Source organism: Desulfobotulus sapovorans DSM 2055 (genome assembly GCF_059569355.1).
In genome coordinates this window covers 32,349-57,271 of record NZ_JCANVJ010000010.1, presented here as the reverse complement: position 1 = coordinate 57,271, position 24,923 = coordinate 32,349, and the positions used below count along the sequence as shown (strand labels likewise).

Here is a 24,923-nt window from a genome sequence, read left to right as displayed (position 1 = left end):
GGCACATTAAGAGATGTTGGGGTTTCCGTCCAGCCCCACGCAGATTTCTCCCGGCCCTGTCTGGATCCGGAAAGTGCCGCAACCTTCCGGAGGAGAGGGCGGTGAAAGGGGAAACGCGTCCGGCAGATGGAAACAGACGCCCTTTTCCCGCGAAAAGGATACGGGAATCCGGCTGCCTTCGGGAAGGGAGAGGCAGAATTCCAGGGCCTTGAAGAGGGAGGCAAAAAAATAAAACCGGGAAGCACAGACCGGAAGTTCTTGGGAGGCTTCGGGCGGGAGCAGGGTAATCTGGCGCAGCTTGCAGAAGCGGTCGCTGAGCTGAAAAAATTCCAGTGCGGCGCTGCCAAGGTCAAAATGCTGCTCCGGAAAGTCGGCGGTATGGGCAAATCGGTTCAGGCGTTCAATGATCTCACTGCCCCGGAGCACCTGATCGCGCAGGGTCTGGAAGCCCTGCTGGATACGGTCTGCCCTGGGATGGGTGGCCATCTGGGGATCCATGGCGAGGATGTCCTGAACAAGTCCCCCCGTTTCCCGGATGACTGCCAGTACATTGCGCAGCTCATGGGTCATGGAGGCTGTGATTCTGCCGGAAAAATGAATGTTCTCAAAGTCGTTCACATGCTGCTCCTCTACGTCTCAGACCTTGTTTGAAGGGACGGCTTCCTGGATCTTGTCAATAAGCGCTTCAATGCGCAGGGGTTTCATAAGGTAATCAAAGGCACCTAAGCGTATGCCTTCCATGCCTTCTTCTGCGGAACCATGGCCTGTGAGGAGGATGACGGGGAGATCCGGCTGGATTTCCCTGATCCGGGCCAGAACGGTCAGGCCCTTCATTCCGGGCATCATGAGATCAAGGATCACAAGGTCAAAACACGGGGAAGGGAAGAGGGAGAGAGCCGTTTCCCCGTTTTCTTCCGTGCGGACGGTATAGCCACGGAGCTCCAGCCTTTCTGCCAGGGTTGTGGCGAATTCCTGTTCATCATCCACGAGCAGGAGGCGCAGCATTTTCATATCTCTTCCCTTTCCTGCCTGCTTCCGCTAAGGCCCTGAAGCGGCAGGGCAATGGTAAAGGTGCTGCCCTTACCCGCCTGACTGCGAACCTCGATATCTCCCCCCAGTTTTTTGACGATGCCATAGGTAATGGAAAGGCCAAGGCCCGTACCATTGCCTTTTTTTGTGGAAAAGAAGGGATCGAAGATATGTTTCTGAACCTCTTCATTCATGCCGCAGCCATTGTCTTCAATGTCCGTGATCACCCTTTTATGGTGCTCGTCATAACGGGTGGCCATCCGGATGCAGCCTCCGTTCTCCACAGCGGCAAAGGCATTGGTGAGGAGATTCAGAAAAACCTGCTGGAGCTGGCCCCTGTCCGATACGATGGCGGGCAGGGAGGGATCCAGATCCTTCTGGATGGTAATTTGTCGATAGAGGGATTCCCGTTCCAGGAAACCCAGGGTGTCCTGAAGGACTTTATTGAGATTGAGTTCTTCAAACTGTACGTCAATGCGTTTTGCAAAACCGAGCAGGCGGTGGGTGATGGTCTGGCAGCGTTCAACGGACTGGAGAATGCTGTCCGTCAGGCTCAGGAAGCGCTCCTGTCTGTCAAAGGTCTCGGACAGGGCGACCAGATCCTTCATCAGCCCGGCCTTTTCATTGATGATGGCCAGGGGATTGTTGATCTCATGGGCCACGCCTGCGGCCAGGCGGCCAATGGAGGAAAGCTTCTGGGTATGCTGAAGTTCCTGAAGGGCCTTGGCTTTTCTGTTGTCCGCATTGCGGATACGCAGCACCAGCACATCCGCTACCCCCACAACGGCAAGAAGGACACCGATGACCCCTACGCAGAAAAGAAGGATCATTTCCCCTTTGAGGGCGTAGAAGCTGTGGAGCAGCACGGAAAGGGGTTTCACGATGACCAGGGTATAGTCGTTGCGCACGGGGGCGAAGGCAACGAGAACATCCTGACCGAGAGGATCCTTAATCTGGGTGATGTAGGTGCTGTGAATTCCTGTGGGAACCTCCAGGGGACATGTTTCAAGAACCTTGCCATAAAAACGGGAACTGGTCTGGAGGATACCGGCGTGGTTGACGAGGAAGGCATCGGATTCCGGTCTCAGGGCCATGGTGGCGATGAGGTCTTCATAGCGTCCGGTATCGATTGTGGCCCGGACAAACCAGTTCCGCCCGTCTTCCCCCATGTGCTGCACCACAATGACGACATGGGGAAATTTTCGGTAGCCCATGAACACATCGGAAATGTAAACCCCCCGAACCGACACTTCGTGAAAGGAGGGCTGCTGGGAATAGTCCTTGCCAAGAAGATCGTAGGGCCCGGCGTAGGCCATGAGGATTCCTGTGCTGCTGATGAGGCCGAGATCAATGAAACCCCCGAACTCCGACCGCATGGTGCGCAGCACCCGTTGCAGGGTCTGCTCGTTTCCCAGCTCTTCATAGGTATAGGCACTGGCAATGAAGCGTACGGTGGAAAGGCGCTCTTCGATGAAAAGCTCAAAGGCATGACGGGTGTCCTCCGCCATGACGTTGATGGGCCGTTTGATTTCACTTTCGACATTGTTGCGGTACTGGCGGTAGTTGATCCCCGCCATCAGCGCCAGCGGGATGATGCAGACCAGGCTCATGATGAGGATGATGTTGCGTTTCAGAGTCACATAACGCTCGGGAGAGATGCTGTCTTCCGGGAAGGTGAGCATGGCATTGACGGCTTTGTGCCAGAGATTTCTAAGGAGCATTCTGGTTCTCCATGTGGGGGCTGCGCGTTGGCTGGGTTTCGGAGTAGACTGCCTCCTGTCCCCCGGAAAGGGGGCAGAGGACAGTATCCGGGGTTTTGCCGGACGCCGGAGAGGCTCCTGAAAACGCTTTGCGGTTCAGAAGATTCTGTTGTGCCGGTTTGGGAAGGTCACAGCGGATAGGCACAGGATCTGTGCTTTGTTTGCGGGGCATGTTCGACTCCCTGACCCTGAATGGAGGGTTCTTTTTTATTTTTTGTATACCTAGTATAAAGCAGCATTTGAAGCAAGTCTCTTGTATTTTACATTGACAGAAATTCCGGCCTTCATATAGGTTATGGCGTCTTTCGTTTTTATAGCAAATTCAAGGCCTGTCGGGCTTTCTGTTTTTTGTGCGGTTATTTTTTTTATTTGTCCTTGGTGAAGAGAAAAATAAAAATTTTAGTGTTTTTTTGTTTCAGTATGGAGTTTGAGAGATATTGTGTGTTTGGGGTCTTGAAACATTTCGGAACGTATTTTCCGGAATATCTGGCTGAAGGTGGTTGTGCCGAACCTGCCGCAGAATGCGGGGTGGTCTGTGACCAAGTCAAGTGAACTGTGTGACAAATGAGGGAAGAGGGTATGCTGACAAAAATTTTTCCGTTTCTTGTGTGGTTCCGGGACTATGACCGGGAAAAGTTCAAGATTGACTTCATTGCAGGGCTTACCGTGGCCCTGGTACTGATTCCCCAGTCCATGGCCTATGCCCAGCTGGCCGGAATGCCCGCATATTACGGTTTGTATGCGGCTTTTCTGCCCCCCATGGTGGCGGCCCTTTTCGGTTCCAGCAGGCAGCTTCAGACCGGGCCTGTGGCCGTGGTGTCTCTGATGACGGCGGCTTCTCTGGAACCCCTGGCCACGGCAGGCAGTGAGGCGTTTATCGCCTATGCCATTCTGCTTTCCCTGACCGTGGGGATTTTCCAGTTCCTGCTGGGGGTGCTGCGCCTGGGGCTGGTGGTGAATTTTCTGTCCCATCCCGTGGTCAACGGCTTTACCAATGCGGCTGCCATTATCATTGCCTCCAGCCAGTTCTCCAAGCTGTTCGGGGTTTATGTGGACAAGGCGGAGCATCATTATGAAACAATTCTTCGGGTGATTCAGGCGGCCCTGCACTATACCCACTGGCCGACCCTGATCATGGGCATTTTTGCCATTGCCATCATGGTGGTGCTGAAGCGCATCAATCCCAGAATTCCCAATGTGCTTGTTGCCGTTGTGGTGACCACCCTGATCAGCTGGGGAATGGGATTCCAGAAGGACAGCACGGTGTCCCTGTCGTCCATCCAGGTGCCGTCGATGCGGGAAAAGATTGCCACATTCAACACGGTGACCACAGAAATCCGGCACATGGGAGAAGAGCGGGCACGGCTGAACACTGAGCTGAAGGCCCTTGAGGGTCAGGGCGCGGGAGCTGTGGCCCTGCTGGATCAACAGCACAAGCTGACCCTTCTTGCCATGAATATGAATGCAGCCATGGAAAGGCAGCATGAACTTCGTGAAGCCCTCCGCTATTATCTTCTCCAGGCGGTAGCGGACGCCAGCGGCGCACGTACCTTTTATGAGGAAGGGATGCTTCCTCCGGGAACGACAGCGGAAAAGGGGATCTGGCGGCTGAAGGTGGGAAACAAGGCGCTGGTTGAAGATGGCCTGTACCTGATGGGTGCAGGGGCCGTGGTGGGAGAGGTGCCCAAGGGACTTCCCGCCCTGGGGATTCCCAAGGTAAATCTTGCATCCCTGATCCAGCTTCTGCCCTATGCGGTGATCATTTCTCTGCTGGGCTTTATGGAAGCCATCTCCATCGCCAAGGCCATGGCTGCCAAAACAGGTCAGAAGCTGGATCCCAACCAGGAGCTGATCGGTCAGGGGCTGGCCAACATTGTGGGAGCCATCGGCCAGAGCTATCCGGCCTCGGGGTCTTTTTCCCGTTCTGCGGTCAATCTTCAGGCGGGTGCTGTCACCGGACTTTCCAGTGTGGTGACCAGTCTCATGGTGGTGCTGACCCTGCTGTTTTTCACGCCCCTTCTCTACCATCTGCCCCAGGCTGTCCTTGCGGCCGTGATCATGATGGCCGTTATCGGTCTTATCAACGTGTCCGGCTTTATTCATGCCTGGAAGGCCCAGCCCTCTGACGGTATCATCAGTATTATTTCCTTTGCCTGTACCTTGATTTTTGCTCCCCATCTGGATAAGGGCATCATGGTGGGGGTGGTGCTGAGTCTTTTGGTTTTCCTGTTCCGTACCATGCGGCCCACCGTGGCCAGCCTTGCCATGGATGATACCATGACCCTGCGCTGTGCCCGGATCTATGAATTGCAGGAATGTCCCCATGTGGCGGTGATCCGTTTTGATGGTACCCTCTTTTTTGCCAATGCCTCTTACCTGGAAGATCAGGTGTTTGCGATTCAGAGGGATAAGCCCCAGCTGAGACATCTGCTCATTGTCTGTGACGGGATCAACGACATGGACGCTTCCGGAGAGGAAGCCCTGGCCCTGCTCATTGAGAGGGTGAGGGCCAGGGGGCAGGATATTTCCTTCTGCGGTGTCAAGGAAAAGGTCATGGCTGTCTTTAAAAGAACCCATCTTCTGGAAAAAATCGGGGAAGAGCATATTTATGGCAATGCCCAGGATGCCGTGGAGGCTGTTTTCCGTAAAACCCACAAGGATGGCAGTGTCTACACCTGTCCTCTGGTGAATTATGTGCCGGAGCCCAATGCCCATTTGCGCCAGACAGGCTGAAATCCCAAAGCGCATGGAGGTGGTATGCAGCAGCTTGAACTTCTGATGGATCGTATTCTTTCGCGGGTGAATCTGAATCTCAGGGAATTCCAGTTCAGGGCGGATGATTCCATGCGGGATCTGGTTCCCATGGAAAAACTTGTCAAATTCTACGGGTTTTATGGGGTGACCAGCCAGCATCCCCTTCAGTTCAATTTTTCCAAGTCCAATGTGGGGGGCACCTATTTTCTCGGAAAGTGCCATGTGGATCACTCCATCCTCCATAAGTGCGATATCCGGGGGGACGAACTGAAACGAAAAGGAGATGTGTTTGAATACAATGGCGGCACCATCAGCCTGGAGGAGGATGAGATCATCCGTATCCGGGACAGTTTCCTCCTTCATACCCTGGTGCACAATTATTCCCATGATCCGGAGCATCCGGAAGAATTTCTGATTCAGAACACGGCTGCGGCCCATTATGCCAATATCCATGGTGCGCCTGTGGAGGGCTGTTTTCTCGGCCCCTTTGCCACCGTGGATCTCTGCACCCTGCACGGATGCAAAATCGGCACCTTTTCCTATGTGCAGGCAGGGGATCTTTTTCATGAGAACATTCCGGACGGTACCATCTGGATGAAAAAGGAAGCCTTTGAATTCCGCTATACCTATGAGGCGGAAGACCTGAGACCCTATATTTCCTTTGAGGCGGGAAAACTTCCGGAAGGTATTTTCATGGATTTTGTGGAAAGCCGGAAGGATGGCTTTGATGATGTCTTTTCAAATCCCTACCTTGAGCTGCCCATTGAGGTTCCCGAAAGCAGCGCAGTCAGTTCCTATGCCGTCATTCAGGGACAGACGGTGGTGAATGAGGCCGTGCTGGTTTCCCAGAGAGCCTATCTGGACAACGCCTGGATGGGGCCGGGGGCCAATGCCCAGGAGAATTCCTATATCATCAATTCCAGGCTGGAGAAGAATGACGTCACCGCCCATGGCGCCAAGATCATCAATGCCCATCTTGCTGAAAGGGTCTTTGTCGGCTTCAATTCTTTTGTGCGGGGGGCGGAGGAGGCACCGCTTGGCATTGGACGGGGAAGTATCATCATGCCCCATACCATCATTGATCTGGAGGAAGGGCTGGAAATTCCGCCGGAAACCGTTGTCTGGGGTCTTGTCCGGAACGCGGAGGATCTGAAGCTGCACAGCATGTCCCTGAAGGAACTGGAGGGCGTGAAGGGTGAAATCCGTCTTGGCGGTATGGTCTTCCGGGGCCGGGGCCGTTTTTTTGTGGAGGCCTTCAGAAGGCGGATCGACCGTGTTCTCGATATCAATGGGGCCTATTATATGGAAACCGGAAACACGGGACATGCCCAGGACGACAGCTTCATTTCTTTCAATACCATCCAGCCCTATCTGACGGGACGGTATCAGGGGCTTTTTCCCACCATTGATATCCGGCCCTGAGGGATCCTGGCCCCTGATACTGTAGGGGCGGCTGTGTACCGCTGAAAAATGAAAGGCCCTTTTGTGAGGAAAAGACGTTCTTCCTTGCAAAAGGGCTTTTTTTTTAGTTTTCACTGCCGTTGGGAAGGGCTCTGGGCAGGGTGAGGGTAAAACAGGCCCCTTCTCCGGGACGGCTGAAGACATCCAGCTCCCCGCCCAGATGGTGGGCGAGATCCCGACAGAGATATAAGCCGAGACCCGTTCCCTTGCCCTGGGGCTTTGTGGTGAAAAAGGGGTCAAAGATTCTTTTTCTCACGCTTTCCGTCATGCCACTGCCCGTGTCCTGAATGCGGATGGCCACCTGGTTGGGGCCGGTAAGGGCCGCAGAAAGGGTGACGCTTCCACCCCTGGGGGTGGCGTGGATGGCATTTTCCACCAGGTTGACCAGGATCTGGCGAAGTTTGTGGGGATCGGTGACGAGGGTGAAGGGACTGTCTTCATCCACCAGGACGGAGACGTCATTTTCCGGGTGGATACTGCGGCACAGGGAGGCCAGTTCCATGAGATAGCCGGGCATGTCACAGATGGAGGGGGCTTCGTTTTCCTTTCTTACCATGCCGAGGAGCTGGTGGGTGATGCGGCGGGCACGATCCACGGCGGTCTGGATAACTTCCGCAGCCCGGGTCAGGCTGGCGTTTTCCGGCAGAGTCTGCATGGAGGGTCTTGCCATCACCTGGGCGATCCAGCCTGCGGCCTCGTTGATGATGGCAAGGGGGTTGTTGATCTCATGGGCCACGCCTGTGGCCAGGGTACCGACGGTGGCCAGCTTTTCCGCCTGGAGGGCGCGTTCTTCAAGCTGTTTCCGGATTTCTCCTTCCATCTGCCGTTCTTTACGGCGGCGTACCGCAGCTGCCGCCTGGCGGATCTTGCTTTCGATGTGGTCGATTTCCACGGGTTTCGTGATGTAATCAAAGGCCCCGGCCCGGATACCCTCCACCCCGTCCCGCAGGTCTCCGTGTCCCGTGAGCAGGATAACCTCCTTGTCCGGATAGCTTTCCAGAATCCGGGCCAGAAGTTCATGGCCGGAAATTTCCGGCATCCGGACATCGGAAATCACCACATCCACAGGCTTATGGCTGAGGATCTCCAGGGCTTCCCTGGCCGAGGCTACGGAGTGTACCGTCAGCTCCCGTTTTTCCAGACGCTTGGCCAGGGTCTCCCGGAAAGCCGCTTCATCATCCACCAGCACGAGGGAAATATCATGATAACGTCTAGCGGTACTGGGCATGGGCCTGTCCTTATTTCATGGCGTTTTCGATGGTATCCAGCATGATTTCCAGTTCGCAGGGTTTGGTGAGATAGCCGGAGGCTCCGGTTTCCAGAGCCTCTTTTCTGGCCTCTTCGCTGCCATGGCCCGTAAGCATGATGACAGCCGTTTCCGGTGCCATGCGTCTGAAGATTTTCAAGACTTCCATACCGTCCATGTCTTCCATTTTCAGGTCCAGGATGGCCACATCCACTTCCTCATGACGCAGGAGGCGGATGGCCTCCGTACCGCTGGTGGCCCGAAGAACGAAAAATCCCCTTCTTTCAAGACGATTTCCGAGAACCCGGACAAAGCCGGATTCATCATCCACAAGGAGCAGGCGGCAGGAGTCCGGCATCAGTCCCCCCTCCGGGCGGCGATTCCCTGGGCACGGGCATTGATGATTTTTTCTTCATGGGCACGCTTGCGGGCCGTGGCCTCATCCACCTTCCCGGTGAGGATCTCAATGTCACAGGGTTTCATGAGATAGTCAAAGGCCCCCTGCTTCATACCGTCGATGGCGGATTCCACCGTGGCATGGCCCGTGAGCATGATGACTTCCACGAGGGGAAAGCGCTGCTTGATCAGGGAAAGGGTTTCCAGGCCATCCATACCGGGCATTTTGACATCCAGAACCACCACGTCGATCCAGGGGTTTTCCGAGAGCGTGGCCAGGGCTTCAGCGCCTGAAGAGGCCGTTGCCAGGCGGAAATCCCTTTTTTCCAGTCGTTTGGAAAGGGTCTCCACAAAGCCGGTTTCATCATCTGTCAAGAGAACTTTACGCTGGGTCATGGTCTTCTCCTTTTTGTCTTTCGCGTTCAGGTCATTTTTACGGGTGAGGGTATACCGTGCCCTTCAGGGCATTTCTTCTGGTGTGCACGCCGCAGGTAAGAGAATGCGGAAGGTTGTTCCCGCACCCATCAGACTTTCGACTTCCAGTTTACCGCCCATGGCCGAGATGATGCCGTAGCAGATGGACAGGCCGAGACCCGTCCCCTTGCCCACGGGTTTGGTGGTGAAAAAGGGATCGAAAATACGTTTGAGATTGGCTTCCGGGATACCGGAACCCGTATCTGCAACAAGAATTTCAATAAAATCATCGTGGTTCACCGTGCCAAAGGAGAGCGTCCCCCCCGTGCTTTCCATGGCGTCAATGGCGTTGTTGGCGAGATTGAGAATCACCTGCTGCACTTCCGTTCTGGAGGCCATCACCGTGTGCAGCTCCGGTTCCAGACGGGTTTCCAGGCTTACCTGGGCGTAACGGGCTCTGGGTTCACAGAGGGGCAGAATTTCCCGGATCATATCATTCATCTGAAGGCGTTCACTGCTGTTGTCTGATTTTCTGGCAAAGGTCAGGAGTTTTCTTGTGATCTCCTTGCACCGCTGTCCCTGGGTGCGGATCTGGTTCAGTGAGGAGGTGAACTCCAGAATATTTTTAATTTTGGCCGGATCTTCATCTCCGAGCAGATCCCCGATCCATCCGGCTTCCTCCACCATGATGGCCACGGGATTGTTGATTTCATGGGCAATGCCTGCGGCCAGTTCTCCAATGGAAGCGAGTTTGCCCGTTTCGATGACCTGCCGGTTCATGATCTGCTTTTCCGCTTCTTTTTTTTTGAGGGTCTGCACCAGACGTGCGGAAAAACGGATGGCAAGAAAGGCAATGATCAGACCGCAGCCAAGGAAAAGAAAAATACCGATTTTCCGGGTTCTGTTCAGGTCGGCGAAGGCATCGCTGTCCGGCTTCTGGGAAACCAGCAGCCAGTTTTCATTTTTAAGAAAACCCGCCACATAAATCTGTTTTTGTCCGTTTTTATCCCGGGAATGCTGAAAAATCAGGGCGTCTCCAGAATGGGTTTCGAGGAGTTCCCTGTATACGTCCGCATGGGGAGTGATGTCATGGAGGACGCGGGTCTGCGGTTCCCCCCTGCGGTTCAGGATGCAGACAAAACCGCTTTTGCCGACTTTAAGGTTCCGCACCATGGTGTTGAAGGATTCGAAATCAATGGTGGCCCGCAGAATCCAGGATTTTCCCCGGCTGTCATCGGTGCGGACCGTAATAATGAAGTGGGGGACTCCCCGGAGTCCGAGAAAAACATCGCTGATGGCGTGGGGCTGATCCTTCATGTTCCGGAACCACTCGGTATTGCTGTAATCCGCATCCCCAAGCCGGAAGGGGCCTGCATAGCTGACAAGCCGACCTTCCTGGGAGACGAGCCCTAAGTCTTCAAAAACAGGGCCATAAATGTGGCGGAGCCGTCGCAGGTGGGCTTCCAGTACTTTGGGATCCTGTAGCTCTTCCGGCGGTGAGAAGAGCGCGAGGCTCTGGAGGTTGGCCGTTCTTTCCTTGAGAAAGGTGTCCATCTCCATGCGGTTGTACTCCACAATGGCACTGAGCCGGTTGTAGATATTTTCCATCACGGTCTGGTCGTACTGATTCAGGGTGATGCCCAGCACCAGCAGGATGGGGGTCAGGCTGATAACAAGGGCCGTGATGACCATCCGCCGTGCAAGATTGGCATAGGCATCCTGATCTTTTATGGCGTCTTCCTGCGTTGCCGACGACAGGATGGGGGCTTTTTTGTCTGTCATAGGATTCCGTCCTGTAAGCGGATACGGGTTTCAATCAGTCTGCGGATACGGATGGGGCTGCTGTCATTTTTTTCCATGAAAATAAGCAGGGGCGGTAAGGGAATATCCAGCCTGTGCCGTTCTCCGGAATGCAGGGAGTGCAGCACCATGGGCGTTGCAGGAAGCTGCATGTGCAGGGCCGTCAGCAGATCTTCCCTGCGGATGTCCGGCAGGTCGGGATCCAGCACCACAAGATCCGGCCGGATGCCCTCTTTGGTATCCTGCCGTATTCTTTCCATCAGGGCATGGCCTGTACAGAAAGCCTGGGCTTTGCAGGGCAGCATGCGCAATTCCCTTTGCAGGAGCTGGCAGATATGGGGACTGGGATCCGCAAAAATTACATAAAGGTATGGAACCATGGGATCTTCCTTCCTGTGGGGGTGGGTGTGTTTCCCCCGTTTTGTGCCAGCCTGTCTGGTCTTGAAATAATTTAGCAATTACGGGGCCGGGATGTTTAAAGTTCAACTTTTTCTTAATTTTTTTTTATTTTCGGCTGTTTATTCCGAAAATCTCCTGGAAGGGCATCCGGGAGCGCTGCGTACAGAGATGTGTTTCTTTACAGGCTGGCAAAAAAACGGACATAGGGATGGTTTCAGGAGGCAGGTACGGCCTGGGTAAGCCCGGAAGGCTTGTGAAAGAGCCTATGCAAGGCAGGTGCCATGTCCCGTGATGCGCTATGCTGCGGTTTCCATGGCAAGGGGCGGGGGGGGAAGGTGTCCGGAGACTTTGCAGGATGCAGGGGAGGTGTCAGGGGGTGGACGGCAGGGGGCCGTTCCCATGCCGGGACAGGGGAACGGTCGCTAAGCCATTGGATCTTCAGACTGTTTTATGGCCGGAGCAGGGAACGGGCGGTTTCAAGGGCGGCTTCAAAGGAGGCATGGACGTTGTCCTCTCCCACTTTCCGGGTAATCTGCATCTGTTTCATGATTTTATGTACCGTGGGATGCACACCGGAAAGCAGGACACGGATTTTCTGGGCCTGGAGACGGTCAATGGCCAGCTCCAGGCCATGGGCGGCGGTGGCATCCATGCTTTCCACCTTGCGCATACGCAGAATCAGGATGGCGGGCGGGGTATTGAGAAACTGGAGGGTGTCAAGGAAGCGGTTCACCACACCAAAGAAAAAAGGCCCTTCGATTTCATAGACCTGAATGGCCTCACCGGAGATGGGGAGGCTTTCATCCGTGGACGGGGTGTGGGGATGGAGGTTGAAGTGGGTGATGGTACTCATGCGTCGCATGAAAAGCAGGGCGGCGAGAACGACGCCGACCTGTACGGCAAGGGTGAGATCCACAAGCAGGGTCAGGATAAAGGTGGTGAGCATGACGAGAATATCCTCTGCGGGTGCATGGAAAAGGGCCAGCAGTTTGTGAATTTCCCCCATGTCCCAGGCAACGATGATGAGAACGCCCGCAAGGCAGGCCATGGGAATGCGGGAGGCGAGGGGGACGAGGAAAAGGATGCAGAGCAAAAGGGTAAGGGCATGGAGCATTCCCGCCATGGGGGACTGGGCACCGGCCCGGATGTTGGTGGCGGTTCTGGCAATGGCCCCTGTGGCGGGAAGACCGCCAAAGCAGGCCGAGGCGATGTTGGCCAGGCCCTGGGCACTGAGTTCCGTGTCCGGATTGTGGCGTTTTCCTGTCATGCCATCGGCCACGCTGGCACTGAGCAGGGATTCAATCCCGCCAAGCAGGGCAATGGTGAAGGCCGCCGGTATCATGGTGGGGATGAGGGAGAGCAGATTTTCAGGCAGGGAGAAGCGGGGCAGGGCTGACGGGATACCGCCAAAACGGGAACCGATGGTGGCCACGTCCAGTTCAAGGAGGACGCTTACCAGGGTGGTGCAGAGGATGCCGACAATGTGGGCGGGAATTTTCGGGATTTTTCTGCGTACGATTACCATGACAAGGAGGGTAAGAAGGGTGAGGCCGCAGGTGAGGGCATCCGCTTCCCGGATATGGAAGAGGGCATGGCCCATGCGGTCGAGAAAGGCGGCACCCTCCGGCAGAGAGGTCAGCCCCAGCCCTTCCCGGAGCTGGGTGGAGAAGATGAACAGGGCGATGCCTGCGGTAAACCCCGTGGTGACGGGATAGGGGATGTATTTGAGCATCTGACCAAGGCCGAAAATTCCCATGAGAAAAAGGAGGATGCCGGCCATGAAGGTGGCCACGCAGAGGCCCTCGTATCCGTACTGGGCCATGATCCCGGCAATGATGGCGACAAAGGCCCCTGTGGGGCCACCGACCTGAAAGCGGCTGCCTCCCAGAGCGGAGATGAGAAAGCCCGCAACGATGGCGGTGAACAGCCCCTGTTCCGGCGAGCAGCCCGATGCAATGGCAAAGGCGATGGCGAGAGGCAGGGCCACGATGCCCACCGTGATGCCTGCTCCGAGGTCTTTAAAAAAATGGCTGCGACCGTAGGTTCTCGAAAAAAGGATCTGGCTTTCTGGCCGGAAAGCCGAAGCCATGCGCTGAAAAACGGGGAAAGACATGGGGGAAGCCTCCATGGACTTGGGATAAAAACCAAACACGCAGGCTCAGGTCGGGCACTGGGGTCAGGCCGAGTCTGTGGTGAGAAAAAAGTGTTGCAGGGAGACGGGAATCCCGGGGATTCGTCTCCCTGCGTTTTTTGTCATCAGAAACGTATGCTTTTTTCCAGCCGATCCAGACGGGAACGCTCTTCCGCTTTTTTGATGCGTGCTTCCCGTTTTTGTTTCACCTCCCGCGCTTCATGGATTTTTTCCAGAAGATCGTTGAAATCATAGGGTTTCAGGGCGTAGTCAAAGGCCCCCCGTTTCATACCCTCAACGGCGGTTTCCGTGGAACCGTGGCCGGTGAGCAGGATGACCTCCGTTGAGATGTGGTCGGACTTGATCTGTCTTAAAACCTGGAGCCCGTCCATGCCGGGCATACGGATATCGAGAATCAGCACGTCATAGGGGTGGGTGTCCAGCATGTCCATACAGCCTTTTCCGTCATGGGCGGCATGGGCCAGGTGGCCTGCCTCTTCGAGGCGCAGGCAGAGCATTTCCGTAAAATCCTTTTCATCGTCCACCACAAGGATACGCAAGGGTTCCATGGGATTCTCCTTCTTTTACGGTATGAATCCGTATTGTGTGTTGTGAAGGCGGTCTTTTTCAGGGGCCTGCAACAACATCCCAGAGCAGGGGATAAAGATAATAAAAAACCGTCAGAACCGCCACACTGGCGGGCCAGAACCAGGATTTTTTTAAAAATTCCGGGTTCCAGGTATTCTTTCCCCTGGGAAGATGGTGCAGGGGCCGGAGCAGGTCATAGAGGTGGTCGGCCTCGGTTTTGGTTTCAGTGTCAATGCCTTCCGGAACGGGGCGTGTCCGTCTGTCCTTGCTTCCGGCCATATGAGCCTCCTTTGATGATCAGTATACGCCGATCATGGGCCAGTAAACCAGGGCAGCGATGGTGGCCACCACAAGGAGAATCAGGCACCAGGGTACGGCAACTTTGATGAAATCCACCTGGGTGAAATATCCGGAACTGTAGGCGATGATGGTGGGCGGGCAGCCGATGACCAGCATGATGAAGGAGGTGGTCATGGGAGCCAGCAGGGCTACGGCTACGGGTGACATTCCCAGCATGTCCGCCATGGGCAGGGTGATGGGCAGGGTCAGGGCCACAGCGGCGGAGTTGCTCATCAGGCTGGAGAGGAAGGAGCCGAAAAGTCCTAAACCGTAAAAGACGGTGAAATCACTCCTGCCTTCCAGCAGCGGCAGGATGCTTTCCGCAAGAAACTGACCTGCACCGGTGGTGAGCATGGCCATGCCTAAGGAAACGCCCGCGCCAAAGACAATCCAGGATTCCCAGGGGAACTTGTCACAGATGGTTTTGAAGGAAACCCAGCCCGGAGCGCAGAAGCCGATCATGGCCATGCAGGCCACCACGCTGACATGCCAGCCTGTGATGTCTCCCATGAACCAGAGCACAAAGGCACTCCCGAAAATGATGGCCACCCCTTTTTCAGCCACGCTCATGGGGCCGGGATCGTCGAGTTCCACGCCCTTCAGCTCCTTTTCTTCGGGTCTGAAGAGGAAATAGACCACAAGCCAGGTGGCAACGGCGGTGAAGAGGCTGATGGGAAGCTGAATGATGAGGTATTCCATGAAGCCGATGACCCGGCCCACCCCTGTGGCTTCCTGGGTGTAACGGAAGAGGATTTCCACGGCCAGCGGGTTGCGACCGCCCCCGATCATGGTGCCAAAGCCCCCTGCGGATGCGGCCAGGGGAATGAGCATGAGAAAAAATTTCGGAAGTTTGTGGCCTGCACCGGGTTTGAAACCCATGGCCATGAAAACGGGCACAAAGGCAAAGACCATGACCACCGTGACCGTGGCGTCATGGAGGATGGTGGCCAGCAGGGTGCAGCCGATGGCGAGAATGAAACTCAGTTTTTTCACGTTGGTGCCCGCGAATTTAAGAAGGTGGTACATAAGCCGTCTTGCCAGCCCCACCTCGTTCAGCACCACGCCGAACATGATGATCATGAGAACGAACATGACCGCAGGGTTGGCAAAGGGTGTCCAGGCATCATTTCTGCCCACGATCCTGAAGGCGATCATGCCACCGCCAACGCACAGGGCTGTGACGCCGATGGGCATGGCTTCCGTGATCCAGAGCACCAGCACCGTGATGAGCAGGGCCAGAAGGCGGTGGCCTTCGGGAGTGAGGTTGTCCGGTGTGGGCAGAAGAAAGACAAAAAGTCCCAGTGCAAGACTGATACCGCATTTGATGAGAATGCTTGTTGCAGACTGGGGGGGGCTTTGGGGTTCCTCATGATGGTCAACAAGGCGGTTGGGGGTCTGGGTCGTGTGATCCTGGGCTCCCATGAATAAAACTCCTTTCTTTACGTCTGATGCAGGTCGCATCCCCTGTCTGGGGATGGTGTGAAGGGTTTTGGGCGTAAAATACGCCATTTTTCTTTGTTTTTTCATCCAAAACGAAACGAATCTTTTCTTTTGCAAATAGGGTACCGGAATCGGCTGGCAGTCGGGGATAGAAAAGGAAAAATGTGTGGAGCAGGGGGACGGTGCAGCTGAAAAGCCCATCCAGAAAGGCCTCGGCGTATATTTTTTGTGAAAAAAGAAAGGTGGGGGGGTAAAGCAGTGAGGGGATTCTGAAGGGGAGCTTTACAGGCTGTTAAGAAAACGGACAGGTTTTTGAGGGCTGTAGAAAAAGAGGGGGGGGAGCGCCTCATTCTTTTTGTTATCGTATCAGGCAGTCCTCCAGTTCCGGATATTTGGAAAACATGCTGTCCATGCTTGAAAGCATGGCTCCGTATTCCAGAGCCGTCGCAATGATAATTCTGTCGAAGGGATCTTTATGGATCTGCGGCAGAGCTACGGCGCGTGAGGCAATGGCTGGTGACAGGGGGAATATTTCGATGCCTGCGGGTTCAAGGGCTTCCTTTAGCCATAGGTGCGTTTCGCATGGAAGGGAAAGCCTCCCTTTCTGTCGGGCTAGTGCAATCTCAAAGCAGGAAACCGGTGAGACACCGACCCTGCCCGCCTGTTCGATTTGCTCCCTGTGTTTTACCGAAATCGGGTCTGTGTCTCCATTGATAAACCAGAACCAGATGTGGGTATCCAGTACGATTATTTCAGGCATTCCCAGTCCCCTTCATCGGTGATGGGGCTGATGATATTTCCAAGCGTCCTGCCTTTCCCTGAGAGGGATGGCGGGGGGGTTCGTCGCTTCATGATTCTTGGATTCTCTTCGAGAATCGTGACGATGATATGAGCCGTTGCAACATGGGGGGACTCTTTCAGCCAGCGGATCTGGCCTTTTTCGTATATGGCTTCGTAGCTTTTCAGCATGAGAGCCTCCTTTTGATTCGGTTTTGGACATATCTCTCGGGCAGAGTTTTTTTGTGGACGGGTATGGAGCGAGAAGGCACTTCGAATGTGCTTTTTGAAAACTATATATTTTTTTTCGCACAATCAAATGTTTCTCTGTTTTTTTATTTGATTACCACCTTACCTCAGCCATGCAGCCGCATATTTTTTTAACTGATTACCATCTTGCTTCAGCTATCGTTCCCATGCTCCAGCGTGGGAACGCACTGCCGGGCGCTCCTGCGCCCAGGGCCAGTATCCTCGGGAACCCCTTCTCTGGGAATTGGGTATTGCCGAAGCGCCGGGACGATCCAGACCAAAACATGGGGAGTGTCCGGTTTCTGGACGTCCTACAGGCTTTTGGGCCATGGCAGTGTTCCGGGATTCAAGACGCTGGAGCGTCTTAAGATGCATTCCCACGCTGGAGCATGGGAACGATAGCTGAAGAAGGGTGATAATCAGATTTTTTTATGGGGTTGTTGGGAGAGGCATGTAAAAACAGAAGAAGGACGCCGAAATATCGGCGTCCTTATAAATGGGGGTTCCGGAGGGAAGGGTTCCGTACAGGAGCCTTGCCTGCGGTCTCGGGGGGAGACTCTGCCTGGTTCAGGAGGGAAGGGTTCCAGGCAGGATCCGCAGGAATTCCGGGATACGGGCCGGAACCCCCATCAGGAAGGGGCTAAAAGCGCATGGTTTTTTCCAGTCTGTCCAGGCGGGAACGTTCTTCGGCTTTGCGGATACGGGTTTCCCGCTCTTCCTTTACATTTTTGGCCTCCTGGATTTTTTCCAGCAGTTCACTGAAATCATAGGGTTTCAGGGCATAGTCAAAGGCCCCGCGCTTCATGCCTTCCACGGCGGTTTCTGTGGAGCCGTGGCCGGTAAGCAGGATGACTTCCGTTGAGATATGATCGGCCTTGATCTGTTTTAATACCTGAAGCCCATCCATACCGGGCATGCGGATATCCAGAATCAGCACGTCATAGGGTTTTTTATCCAGCATGGCCATGCCCGCCTTGCCATCGTGTACGGCATCCGCGCTGTGGCCCACTTCCTTCAGACGCAGGCAGAGCATTTCCGTAAAGTCCTTTTCATCATCCACCACGAGAATGCGAATGGGTTCCATGGGGTTTGTCTCCTTTTTTGAATCCGGGCCGGGAGGGCCAGCCCGGTTTTCGTTTCTGTGGGTTTCAGGCAGGTTTTACGCCACCCGAAGCATGTTGGAATCCAAAGGCTTTGGGATCAGTACACCCCGATCATGGGCCAGTAGAGCAGTACTCCGAGAACCGCGATGAGGAGCAGGCAGATGCACCAGGGGATGGCAATCTTGATGAATTCCACCTGGGTGAAATAGCCCGTGCTGTAGGCGATGATGGTGGGCGGGCAGCCGATGACCAGCATGATGAAGGAGGTGGTGATGGGTGCCAGCAGGGCCACGGCTGTGGGAGACATGCCCAGCAGGTCTGCCATGGGCAGGGTGATGGGCAGGGTCAGGGCCACGGCGGCGGAGTTGCTCATGACGCTGGAAAGAAGGGAGCCGAAGAAGCCCAGCCCCAGGAAGGTGACAAAGGAACCCTGGCCCTGAAGCAGGGGCAGACAGCTTTCCGCAAGGAACTGACCGGCACCGGTTTTGAGCATGGCAAGGCCTAAGGAGACCCCTGCGCCGAATACGATCCAGGATTCCCAGGGGAATTTGTCGCAGATGGTTTTAAAGGATACCCAGCCAGGGCCGCAGAAGCCCACCATGGCAAAGGCGGCCACCACACTCACATGCCAGCCCGTGATGTCGCCGAGGAACCAGAGGATGAAGGCACCCAGGAAAACAATGGCAACCCCCAGTTCCGCAGCACTCATGGGGCCGGGATTTTCCAGCTTGACCCCCACCAGCTCCTTTTCTTCGGGACGGAAGAAGAAGTAGACCACAGCCCAGGTGGCGATGCCGGTGAAAAGGCTTAAGGGGAACTGGATGATGAGGTATTCCACAAAGCCGATGACCTTGCCCACTCCGGTGGTGTCCCTTGTGTAGCGGAAGAGCATTTCCACGGCGAGCGGGTTACGGCCCCCGCCGATCATGGTACCGAAGCCGCCGGCGGATGCGGCCAGAGGGATAATCATAAGAAAGAATTTTGGAAGTTTATGTCCGCCACCGGGTTTCATGCCCATGGCCATGAACACAGGCACAAAGGCGAAGACCATGACCACGGTGACCGTGGCATCATGGAGGAAGGTGGACAGAAAGGTGCAGCCCACGGCCAGAATAAAACTCAGTTTTTTGATATTGGTGCCCGCGATTTTCAAAAGATGGTACATCATGCGTTTGGCGAGCCCGACTTCATTGAGCACCACCCCGAACATGATGATCATGAGAACAAACATGACCGCAGGGTTGGCATAGGGTGTCCAGGCGTCGTTTCTGCCCACAATTTTAAAGGCGATCATGCCCGCACCCACACAGAGGGCCGTAACGCCGATGGGAATGGCCTCGGAGATCCAGAGGACAAGGACGGCGACCAGCATGGCGAGAAGCCGGTGGCCTTCGGGAGAGAGGTTGGAGGGGGTGGGCAGGGCGTAGACAGCGATGCCGAGGATAAGGGCGATGGCGCATTTGATGAGAATGCTGACTCCGGACTGCTTGGGGATTTCGGGGTGTTCATCAATGACCAGCTCATTGGGGCCGGGTTTTGCATGTTCAGCCATATTTCGCTCTCCTTGGGCTAAGGTAAGGGGTAAAACCTGTTGGGATGGCGTTGATTTTCATGGTTAAAGACAGCTGTCTGCTGTCTTTATTGTTTAAATTTTGCAGGTTTTGATCTGACGCTGGATTTCCCTGTACACGTCGGAAAAACGGAGAACCCCTGCAACGGTGTTTCCATCCATGGCAAAGAGGGCATCATGGCGGAAGAGGTAAAAGGCATGCAGGGCCATGTTGAGGCTGGCTTCCGTATCAATGAGCTGGGACTTGGGGGTATTTTTGAGAAAATCCCGGATCTTGACGTCTTTTACGGTCTTGCAGAGGTCGTCAATGGGGCTGGCCCAGAGCTGGGCCGCCTTTTTCATGGAGTCGATGACATAGTTTACATTGGAGATGAAGGCTCCGGTGTCTTTGTCCACCAGCTTGTCATAATTGGGTTCAAGACCTCGGATGATGTCCATGGGGGTCAGTTTCCCCACAATTTTTTTCTCTTCATCCAGAACAAGGAGGATGCGCTGTTCCTGTTTTCCGGCAGTAAAGGCTTCCTGGGCTTCTTCCAGTGCCAGAACCGCTTCGGTGAAGGTGGCGCTGTTCAGGATGGTGGGAAATCTTTCGGTGGGAACCATGAAGTTTTTTACAAGTTGATGCATGGGCTTTATCTCCTCCCTCTGGGGTGTTTGAAGGATGCACCGAAGCGTTTCCGTTCGGTGTCTGAATGCTGACGGAAGGAGATTGCAAAGGCAGTGCCAAGGGGATTTGTGTTTTTAAGTGCCTGAAAAGTAAGCTTTTATGTTTATGGTGTGGGGGCTTTGGCCTGTCTGTGGGTTTTGCAGACTGGAAGGGGGAGTGTAAGAACTCCGGACGCTGGTTCCGGAATCCCTGGGGGTCAGCCTTCTTCTCCCTCTTCCCGTACGGAGGTCTGCATTTTGAGGTTGTACTTATCGATGCGGGCGTGGAGGGTGGGGCGGGACATGCCGAGAAGCCGTGCTGCCTGGGAGCGGTTACCACCGGTATAATTGAGGGTTTCGCTGACAAGCAGGCGCGCGCAGGTATCCATGGTTTCGTCAAAGAAATTTTCGCTGCCGCCTTTTTCCAGGCCTGCCCGAATCCAGGAGCGGAAACCCGTCTCCAGATCCGGCAGGTGTTTTTCCTCAGGGAAGGAGGCGGATGGGGGCGTGTCCATGTCCAGGTCTTCGGTGGAAATGGGCGCTCCCCGGTTGAAGATGATGGCCTTGTGCAGGGTGTTACCGAATTCCCGGATATTGCCGGGCCAGTCATGGGTCTCCAGACGCTGGCGGGCGGCAGTGTCGATGCCGGGGTTTTTCATACCGGCTTCTCTGGAAAAGCGTTTGAGAAAATAATCCGTCAGCAGGGGGATGTCCCCCTTCCTTTCCCTGAGGGGCGGCAGGGTGAGGCTGACCACATTGAGGCGGTAGTAGAGGTCTTCCCGGAAACGCCCCTCTGTGATGGCTTCTTCAAGGTTGCGGTTGGTGGCGGCAATGATGCGGACATCCACGGGGATGGTTTCTCTGCCGCCGATGCGTTCGATACTGCGTTCCTGAAGCAGGCGCAGGAGCTTGGACTGGAGGGAAAGAGGCATATCCCCGATTTCATCCAGGAAGATGGTGCCTCCGTCGGCCTGTTCAATTTTCCCGGTACGGCGCTGAACGGCACCGGTAAAGGCTCCCTTCTCATAACCAAAAAGTTCGGATTCCAGCAGGGTTTCCGGGATGGCCACGCAGTTGATGATCTGAAAAGGACATCTGGCGCGGCTGCTGTGCTGGTAGATGGCCGTTGCCACCAGCTCCTTGCCTGTGCCCGATTCCCCCCGGATGAGTACCGTGGCATCCGTGGCCGTTACCCTGCCAATGGCCTTGTAGACCTGTTGCATGGCAGGGCTGCGACCGATAATGGCCTCATTGAGGATTTCCGGTTCGGGAGCTTCCAGGCTGGCCTGGGTTTTCATGAAATGGCTGGCGTCCAGAGCCTTTCCGATGAGATCCAGCATTTCCGGAATGTCAAAGGGCTTCAGGATATAATCAAAGGCACCGGCTTTGGTGGCTTCAATGGCGGAGTCCGTGGTGCCGTAGGCGGTCATGATGATGACGGGCAGTCGGGGCTGCTCTTTATGAATGATACTGAAGGTTTCCAGCCCGTTCTTGCCGGGCATCTGCATGTCCACAATCACAAGATCGGGCAGGCTCTCCCGAAGCATTCTCAGCCCCGCTTCACCGGAGGCTGCGGTACGCACCTGAAAGCCTTCCCGAGTGAGCAGTTTCTGAAAACTTGTGCGGAGCTGGTCGTCGTCATCAATGATGAGGATGTGGGCCATCAGGCCTCTCCTTGTTCCTGGGAAATGGGAGGCAGCCGGATTTCAAAGCAGGCTCCCTTTCCCGGTTCTGAGGTGACGGTGAGGGTACCGCCGTGGTTTTCAATGATTCTGTAAGCAATACTGAGGCCAAGACCTGTTCCGTCTTCCTTGGTGGTGACAAAGGGGTCAAAGATACGGGGCAGCAGGTTTTCGGGAATGCCGGGGCCGGAATCCTCAAGGCGGATACAGACCATGGGGGGACGGGTATCGGAAAGATCCAGGCTTTCAGAGAGTTCAATGCGACCCGGTTTTCCTTCCAGGGCCTGACAGCTGTTTTCCATGAGATTGACCAGGACTTCCTTGAGCTGTTCCGGATCTCCGGAAATCCGGGGCAGAGGGGCTTTCCGGTTCAGGGCTACGGAAACCTCATAGGAGGCGAGGCGGTGGCTTAAAAGGGTGAGGGTGCGATCCACCACATCCGAGGGGCTGATGGACTGGATTGTGAGTTTGGGGGGTCTGGAAAACTCTAAAAAATTCTGGACAATGGTGTCGATATGTTTGATTTCACCTGAAATGACTTCAAAATCTTCCTTCTGATCCGCATCGAGATCCAGGGAACGGGAGAGGGAAAAAAGCCGCATTTTGACGGATGTGAGGGGGTTTCGGATGGAGTGGGCCATGCCTGCGGCCAGACGGGCCACCACCACCATGCGTTCGGCCTGTTCCAGATTTTCCCGGCTGCGCTGGAGTTCCTTTGTGGCTTCCCCTGCGTTGCGGATCAGTCCTTCCACCCCCTTGCTGACGGCGGTAACTTCATTGCCTCCCCTGGTGGCGATGGCTCCCGTTTCCAGAGCAAGACGTCTCAGGGGCTTTAAAATCTGCCTTGAAATTTCAAGGCCCAGGGTGAAGATCAGGGCTGTGGTAACCAGCAGAATCAGGAGGGTGAGGTTGCGCACCTGCCTTGTTTTCTGGCCCACCTCTTCCTGGAGGCTGCTGAGGGCCTGGGTATGCAGGGTCTTAAAGTCTTCACAGTTCTTCATAATGTGAAAAAAGAGTGCCCGGATTTCCGGATGGAGGGATCGGCCTTCTTCGAGACGGTCATGGACGTAATGGCCAATGACCTGGTCTTTCATTTGGATATAGCGCGTGTAACTGCTTCGGATGGCTTCAAGAAGCTGTTTTTGTGCCGGATTGTGTGTCTGCTTTTCTGCTTCCTCCAGTCTTTCCCGGAAAATCTGGCGGTATTCTCCAAGTTTGCGCAGCCATTCCGGATCCCTGTCCGTCATATAGTAGGTGACAAAACCTTTCTGGTGGATGAGGGCAGTTTCCAGGGCTTCGGCGGACTGGAAGGCCCGGATGCCCCTTGGAATCTCTTCCACGACCAGGGTTTCCAGGGTGCGGGTGTACCAGGCCATGATACCGATTCCCGCACTCACAAGAAGGAGAATGCCTCCAAGGGAGAGGTAGAGGCGGCTTCTCAGGCTGAGGATGCCGTTTTCTTTTCTGGTGAGAGTCTGTAGTGGAGAAGGCATGGCAACTCCTTAAAAAGTCCGGGAGACGGCAGCTGCCGTCTCCCGGAAACAGGGATGGACTGTGACCAGAGCGTCTTATCCGCGCAGGCTGATGGGCATGCCCATGAGGGGCCAGATGACCAGGATAAAGAGGCTCAGCACAAGCATGAGAACAATGCTGGTAATGGATCCATATTTAAAAAATTCACCTGGGGTGAACTGCTTGGAATCGTAGGCAATGGCGTTGGGGGCGGCCCCCACCAGCAGCATGAAGGGCATCCCTGCCATCACCAGGGCGGCAAAGGTGATGACTTCAGGGGCAACCTTGAGGTAGGGGGCGATGACCAGGGCCACGGGCATGGAAATGGCAATGGCGGCCACGTTCATGATGAAGTTGGTCATGATCATGACAAAGACGGCCATGCCCATGACAAAGACGAACCAGTGGGCCTTTTCAAAGAGGGCCAGCCAGTGCACGGCCATCCATTCCGCCGCTCCGGTCTGCCAGAGGCAGAAGCCGATGCTCATGGCACCGCCGAAGAGGAGGATGATGTTCCAGGGGACGGCTTCAAGATCTTCAATGGTGAGGATCTGGGAGCAGAAGAAGATGAGGGTGGTGATGAGCATAAGACCGGTTTTGTTGAGGCTGCCCAGGGCCGGGATGAAGCTTCCAAGAGACATGATGGCGATACAGGTGAGAACCACCACGGCTGCGGTGATTTCCCGGCCAGTGATGGGCCCCTGCTGGGCGGCCAGTTCGGCGGCCCGTTCCCGCACTCCCACAATGCGTTTTTTTTCAGGGGGAAGGAGGAGGAGGATCATGCCCCAGATGAGGAACATCATGATCCAGCCCAGGGGGGCCATGTAGTAAGTGAGTTCAAAGAAGGAAATTTCCCGGCCCACGATGTCTTTGTAAAAGCCTAAGGCCACGGGGCCACGGGCGGCACCCAGAAGGGTGATGATGCTGCCAGCTCCAGCCACATAGGCCATGCCGATGAAAAGACCTTTGCCGAAATTGGTGGGTTTGCTGGGGTCGTCGGAGTACATGGCATAGACGGCGAGCAGCAGGGGATACATGGTGGCGGCTACAGCGGTGTGGGCCATGACATGGGTAAGGGCCACGGTGAGAACAAAGCAGCCCAGCATGATGAGGTGGGTCTTTTCTCCCACAAGCCCCAGCATTTTATAGGCGATACGTTTGGTGAGCCCTGTTTTGGTGAACACGAGACCAATGACGATGGAGCCGAAGATGAAGAGCACCGAGGGGGTCATGAAATCTTTGAAGGCATCGTTGGCGGAGCGCACATGGAACATGACCTGCATGACACCGATGAGGATACTTGTGATGCCGATGGGCACCACTTCAAAAACCCACCAGGTGCCAGCCAGCATGAAGATGGCGATGGCTCCCTTGGCCTGCTGGGAGAGGGTGAAGGATTTTCCCAGAGGATCCACCGCATCGGGAAAAGGGGGCGCCCAGTAGATGATGCAGAAAAGGAAAAGACCTAAGAACATGAAAAAGAGCCGGTTCCAGTCAACGGCGGTCTTTTTCGCTACGGCGGAGGCATTCATGATGACCACTCCTTTAAAGGCTTGTTGCGGTTATGGATGAGAATCTGTTTAAAATGACGGTCTGGGGGCTTTGCCCCTTATTTTTTTATGGTGCTG

The 24,923-nt window shown here is 55.1% G+C and carries 23 protein-coding genes; 2 read left to right on the top strand and 21 right to left on the bottom strand.

The annotated features are described in order from the left end of the window. Positions 1–6 precede the first annotated feature (6 nt). From BR04_RS09150 to BR04_RS09135, 4 genes are read right to left on the bottom strand one after another with little or no spacing between them, the layout of a single operon-like run. A complete protein-coding gene (locus tag BR04_RS09150; RefSeq protein ID WP_496355697.1) occupies positions 7–618 on the bottom strand; it encodes a hypothetical protein in 612 nt (203 codons plus the stop codon). 18 nt (positions 619–636) lie between these two features. Then, entirely contained in the window at positions 637–1,011 is a 375-nt protein-coding gene (locus BR04_RS09145; protein WP_496355696.1) for a response regulator, read from the bottom strand. Further along, positions 1,008–2,750 carry a sensor histidine kinase gene (locus BR04_RS09140; protein WP_496355695.1) on the bottom strand — a complete coding sequence of 581 codons (1,743 nt, stop codon included), beginning with the start codon at positions 2,748–2,750 and terminating at the stop codon, positions 1,008–1,010. Before BR04_RS09140 ends, BR04_RS09145 begins: the two co-directional genes overlap by 4 nt. After that, positions 2,740–2,961, bottom strand: a complete 222-nt coding sequence (locus tag BR04_RS09135) for a hypothetical protein (RefSeq protein ID WP_496355694.1) — start codon at positions 2,959–2,961, stop codon at positions 2,740–2,742. The genes BR04_RS09140 and BR04_RS09135 overlap by 11 nt, the downstream gene beginning before the upstream one ends. A gap of 407 nt (positions 2,962–3,368) precedes the next feature. On the opposite strand from BR04_RS09135, the gene BR04_RS09130 reads away from it, so the two are divergent. After that, complete coding sequence (locus BR04_RS09130) at positions 3,369–5,522, top strand: SulP family inorganic anion transporter (RefSeq protein ID WP_496355693.1); 2,154 nt, start codon at positions 3,369–3,371, stop codon at positions 5,520–5,522. Between the two features lie 24 nt (positions 5,523–5,546). Beyond that, complete coding sequence (locus BR04_RS09125) at positions 5,547–6,965, top strand: transferase (RefSeq protein ID WP_496355692.1); 1,419 nt, start codon at positions 5,547–5,549, stop codon at positions 6,963–6,965. Positions 6,966–7,068: 103 nt separating this feature from the next. Here BR04_RS09125 and BR04_RS09120 read toward each other — a convergent pair whose 3' ends face one another. The 17 genes from BR04_RS09120 to BR04_RS09040 all read right to left on the bottom strand — a co-directional run bounded on the left by BR04_RS09120 (position 7,069) and on the right by BR04_RS09040 (position 24,827). Beyond that, positions 7,069–8,232, bottom strand: a complete 1,164-nt coding sequence (locus BR04_RS09120; RefSeq protein ID WP_496355691.1) for a hybrid sensor histidine kinase/response regulator — start codon at positions 8,230–8,232, stop codon at positions 7,069–7,071. A gap of 10 nt (positions 8,233–8,242) precedes the next feature. After that, the gene (locus BR04_RS09115; protein ID WP_496355690.1) at positions 8,243–8,608 is read right to left on the bottom strand and encodes a response regulator; all 366 of its coding nucleotides are present in this window, start codon (positions 8,606–8,608) and stop codon (positions 8,243–8,245) included. Beyond that, the gene (locus BR04_RS09110; protein ID WP_496355689.1) at positions 8,608–9,042 is read right to left on the bottom strand and encodes a response regulator; all 435 of its coding nucleotides are present in this window, start codon (positions 9,040–9,042) and stop codon (positions 8,608–8,610) included. Before BR04_RS09110 ends, BR04_RS09115 begins: the two co-directional genes overlap by 1 nt. Before the next feature lie 63 nt (positions 9,043–9,105). After that, positions 9,106–10,842, bottom strand: coding sequence for a sensor histidine kinase (locus BR04_RS09105; protein WP_496355688.1), 1,737 nt, complete (start codon positions 10,840–10,842; stop codon positions 9,106–9,108). Next, on the bottom strand, positions 10,839–11,240 hold the full coding sequence (locus BR04_RS09100; protein WP_496355687.1) for a hypothetical protein: 402 nt from the start codon (positions 11,238–11,240) through the stop codon (positions 10,839–10,841). The genes BR04_RS09105 and BR04_RS09100 overlap by 4 nt, the downstream gene beginning before the upstream one ends. A 467-nt stretch (positions 11,241–11,707) precedes the next feature. Beyond that, positions 11,708–13,372, bottom strand: coding sequence for a SulP family inorganic anion transporter (locus BR04_RS09095; protein ID WP_496355686.1), 1,665 nt, complete (start codon positions 13,370–13,372; stop codon positions 11,708–11,710). Between the two features lie 143 nt (positions 13,373–13,515). After that, positions 13,516–13,959: a response regulator gene (locus BR04_RS09090; RefSeq protein ID WP_496355685.1), complete on the bottom strand. Its 444-nt coding sequence runs from the start codon at positions 13,957–13,959 to the stop codon at positions 13,516–13,518. Between the two features lie 58 nt (positions 13,960–14,017). After that, complete coding sequence (locus BR04_RS09085) at positions 14,018–14,257, bottom strand: hypothetical protein (RefSeq protein WP_496355684.1); 240 nt, start codon at positions 14,255–14,257, stop codon at positions 14,018–14,020. A gap of 18 nt (positions 14,258–14,275) precedes the next feature. Continuing rightward, positions 14,276–15,739: an SLC13 family permease gene (locus BR04_RS09080; protein ID WP_496355683.1), complete on the bottom strand. Its 1,464-nt coding sequence runs from the start codon at positions 15,737–15,739 to the stop codon at positions 14,276–14,278. Between the two features lie 376 nt (positions 15,740–16,115). Continuing rightward, positions 16,116–16,517, bottom strand: a complete 402-nt coding sequence (locus tag BR04_RS09075) for a type II toxin-antitoxin system VapC family toxin (protein WP_496355682.1) — start codon at positions 16,515–16,517, stop codon at positions 16,116–16,118. Beyond that, positions 16,505–16,726 (bottom strand): hypothetical protein, encoded by a 222-nt coding sequence (locus BR04_RS09070; RefSeq protein WP_496355681.1) that lies wholly within the window; start codon positions 16,724–16,726, stop codon positions 16,505–16,507. The genes BR04_RS09075 and BR04_RS09070 overlap by 13 nt, the downstream gene beginning before the upstream one ends. Before the next feature lie 697 nt (positions 16,727–17,423). After that, entirely contained in the window at positions 17,424–17,867 is a 444-nt protein-coding gene (locus BR04_RS09065; RefSeq protein WP_496355680.1) for a response regulator, read from the bottom strand. Between the two features lie 116 nt (positions 17,868–17,983). After that, complete coding sequence (locus BR04_RS09060) at positions 17,984–19,438, bottom strand: SLC13 family permease (protein WP_496355679.1); 1,455 nt, start codon at positions 19,436–19,438, stop codon at positions 17,984–17,986. 93 nt (positions 19,439–19,531) lie between these two features. Then, entirely contained in the window at positions 19,532–20,083 is a 552-nt protein-coding gene (locus BR04_RS09055; protein WP_496355678.1) for a CBS domain-containing protein, read from the bottom strand. Positions 20,084–20,319: 236 nt separating this feature from the next. Continuing rightward, positions 20,320–21,765, bottom strand: coding sequence for a sigma-54-dependent transcriptional regulator (locus BR04_RS09050; RefSeq protein ID WP_496355677.1), 1,446 nt, complete (start codon positions 21,763–21,765; stop codon positions 20,320–20,322). Then, positions 21,765–23,276, bottom strand: a complete 1,512-nt coding sequence (locus BR04_RS09045) for an ATP-binding protein (protein WP_496355676.1) — start codon at positions 23,274–23,276, stop codon at positions 21,765–21,767. Before BR04_RS09045 ends, BR04_RS09050 begins: the two co-directional genes overlap by 1 nt. A 75-nt stretch (positions 23,277–23,351) precedes the next feature. Continuing rightward, positions 23,352–24,827: an SLC13 family permease gene (locus BR04_RS09040; protein ID WP_496355675.1), complete on the bottom strand. Its 1,476-nt coding sequence runs from the start codon at positions 24,825–24,827 to the stop codon at positions 23,352–23,354. Positions 24,828–24,923 lie beyond the last annotated feature (96 nt).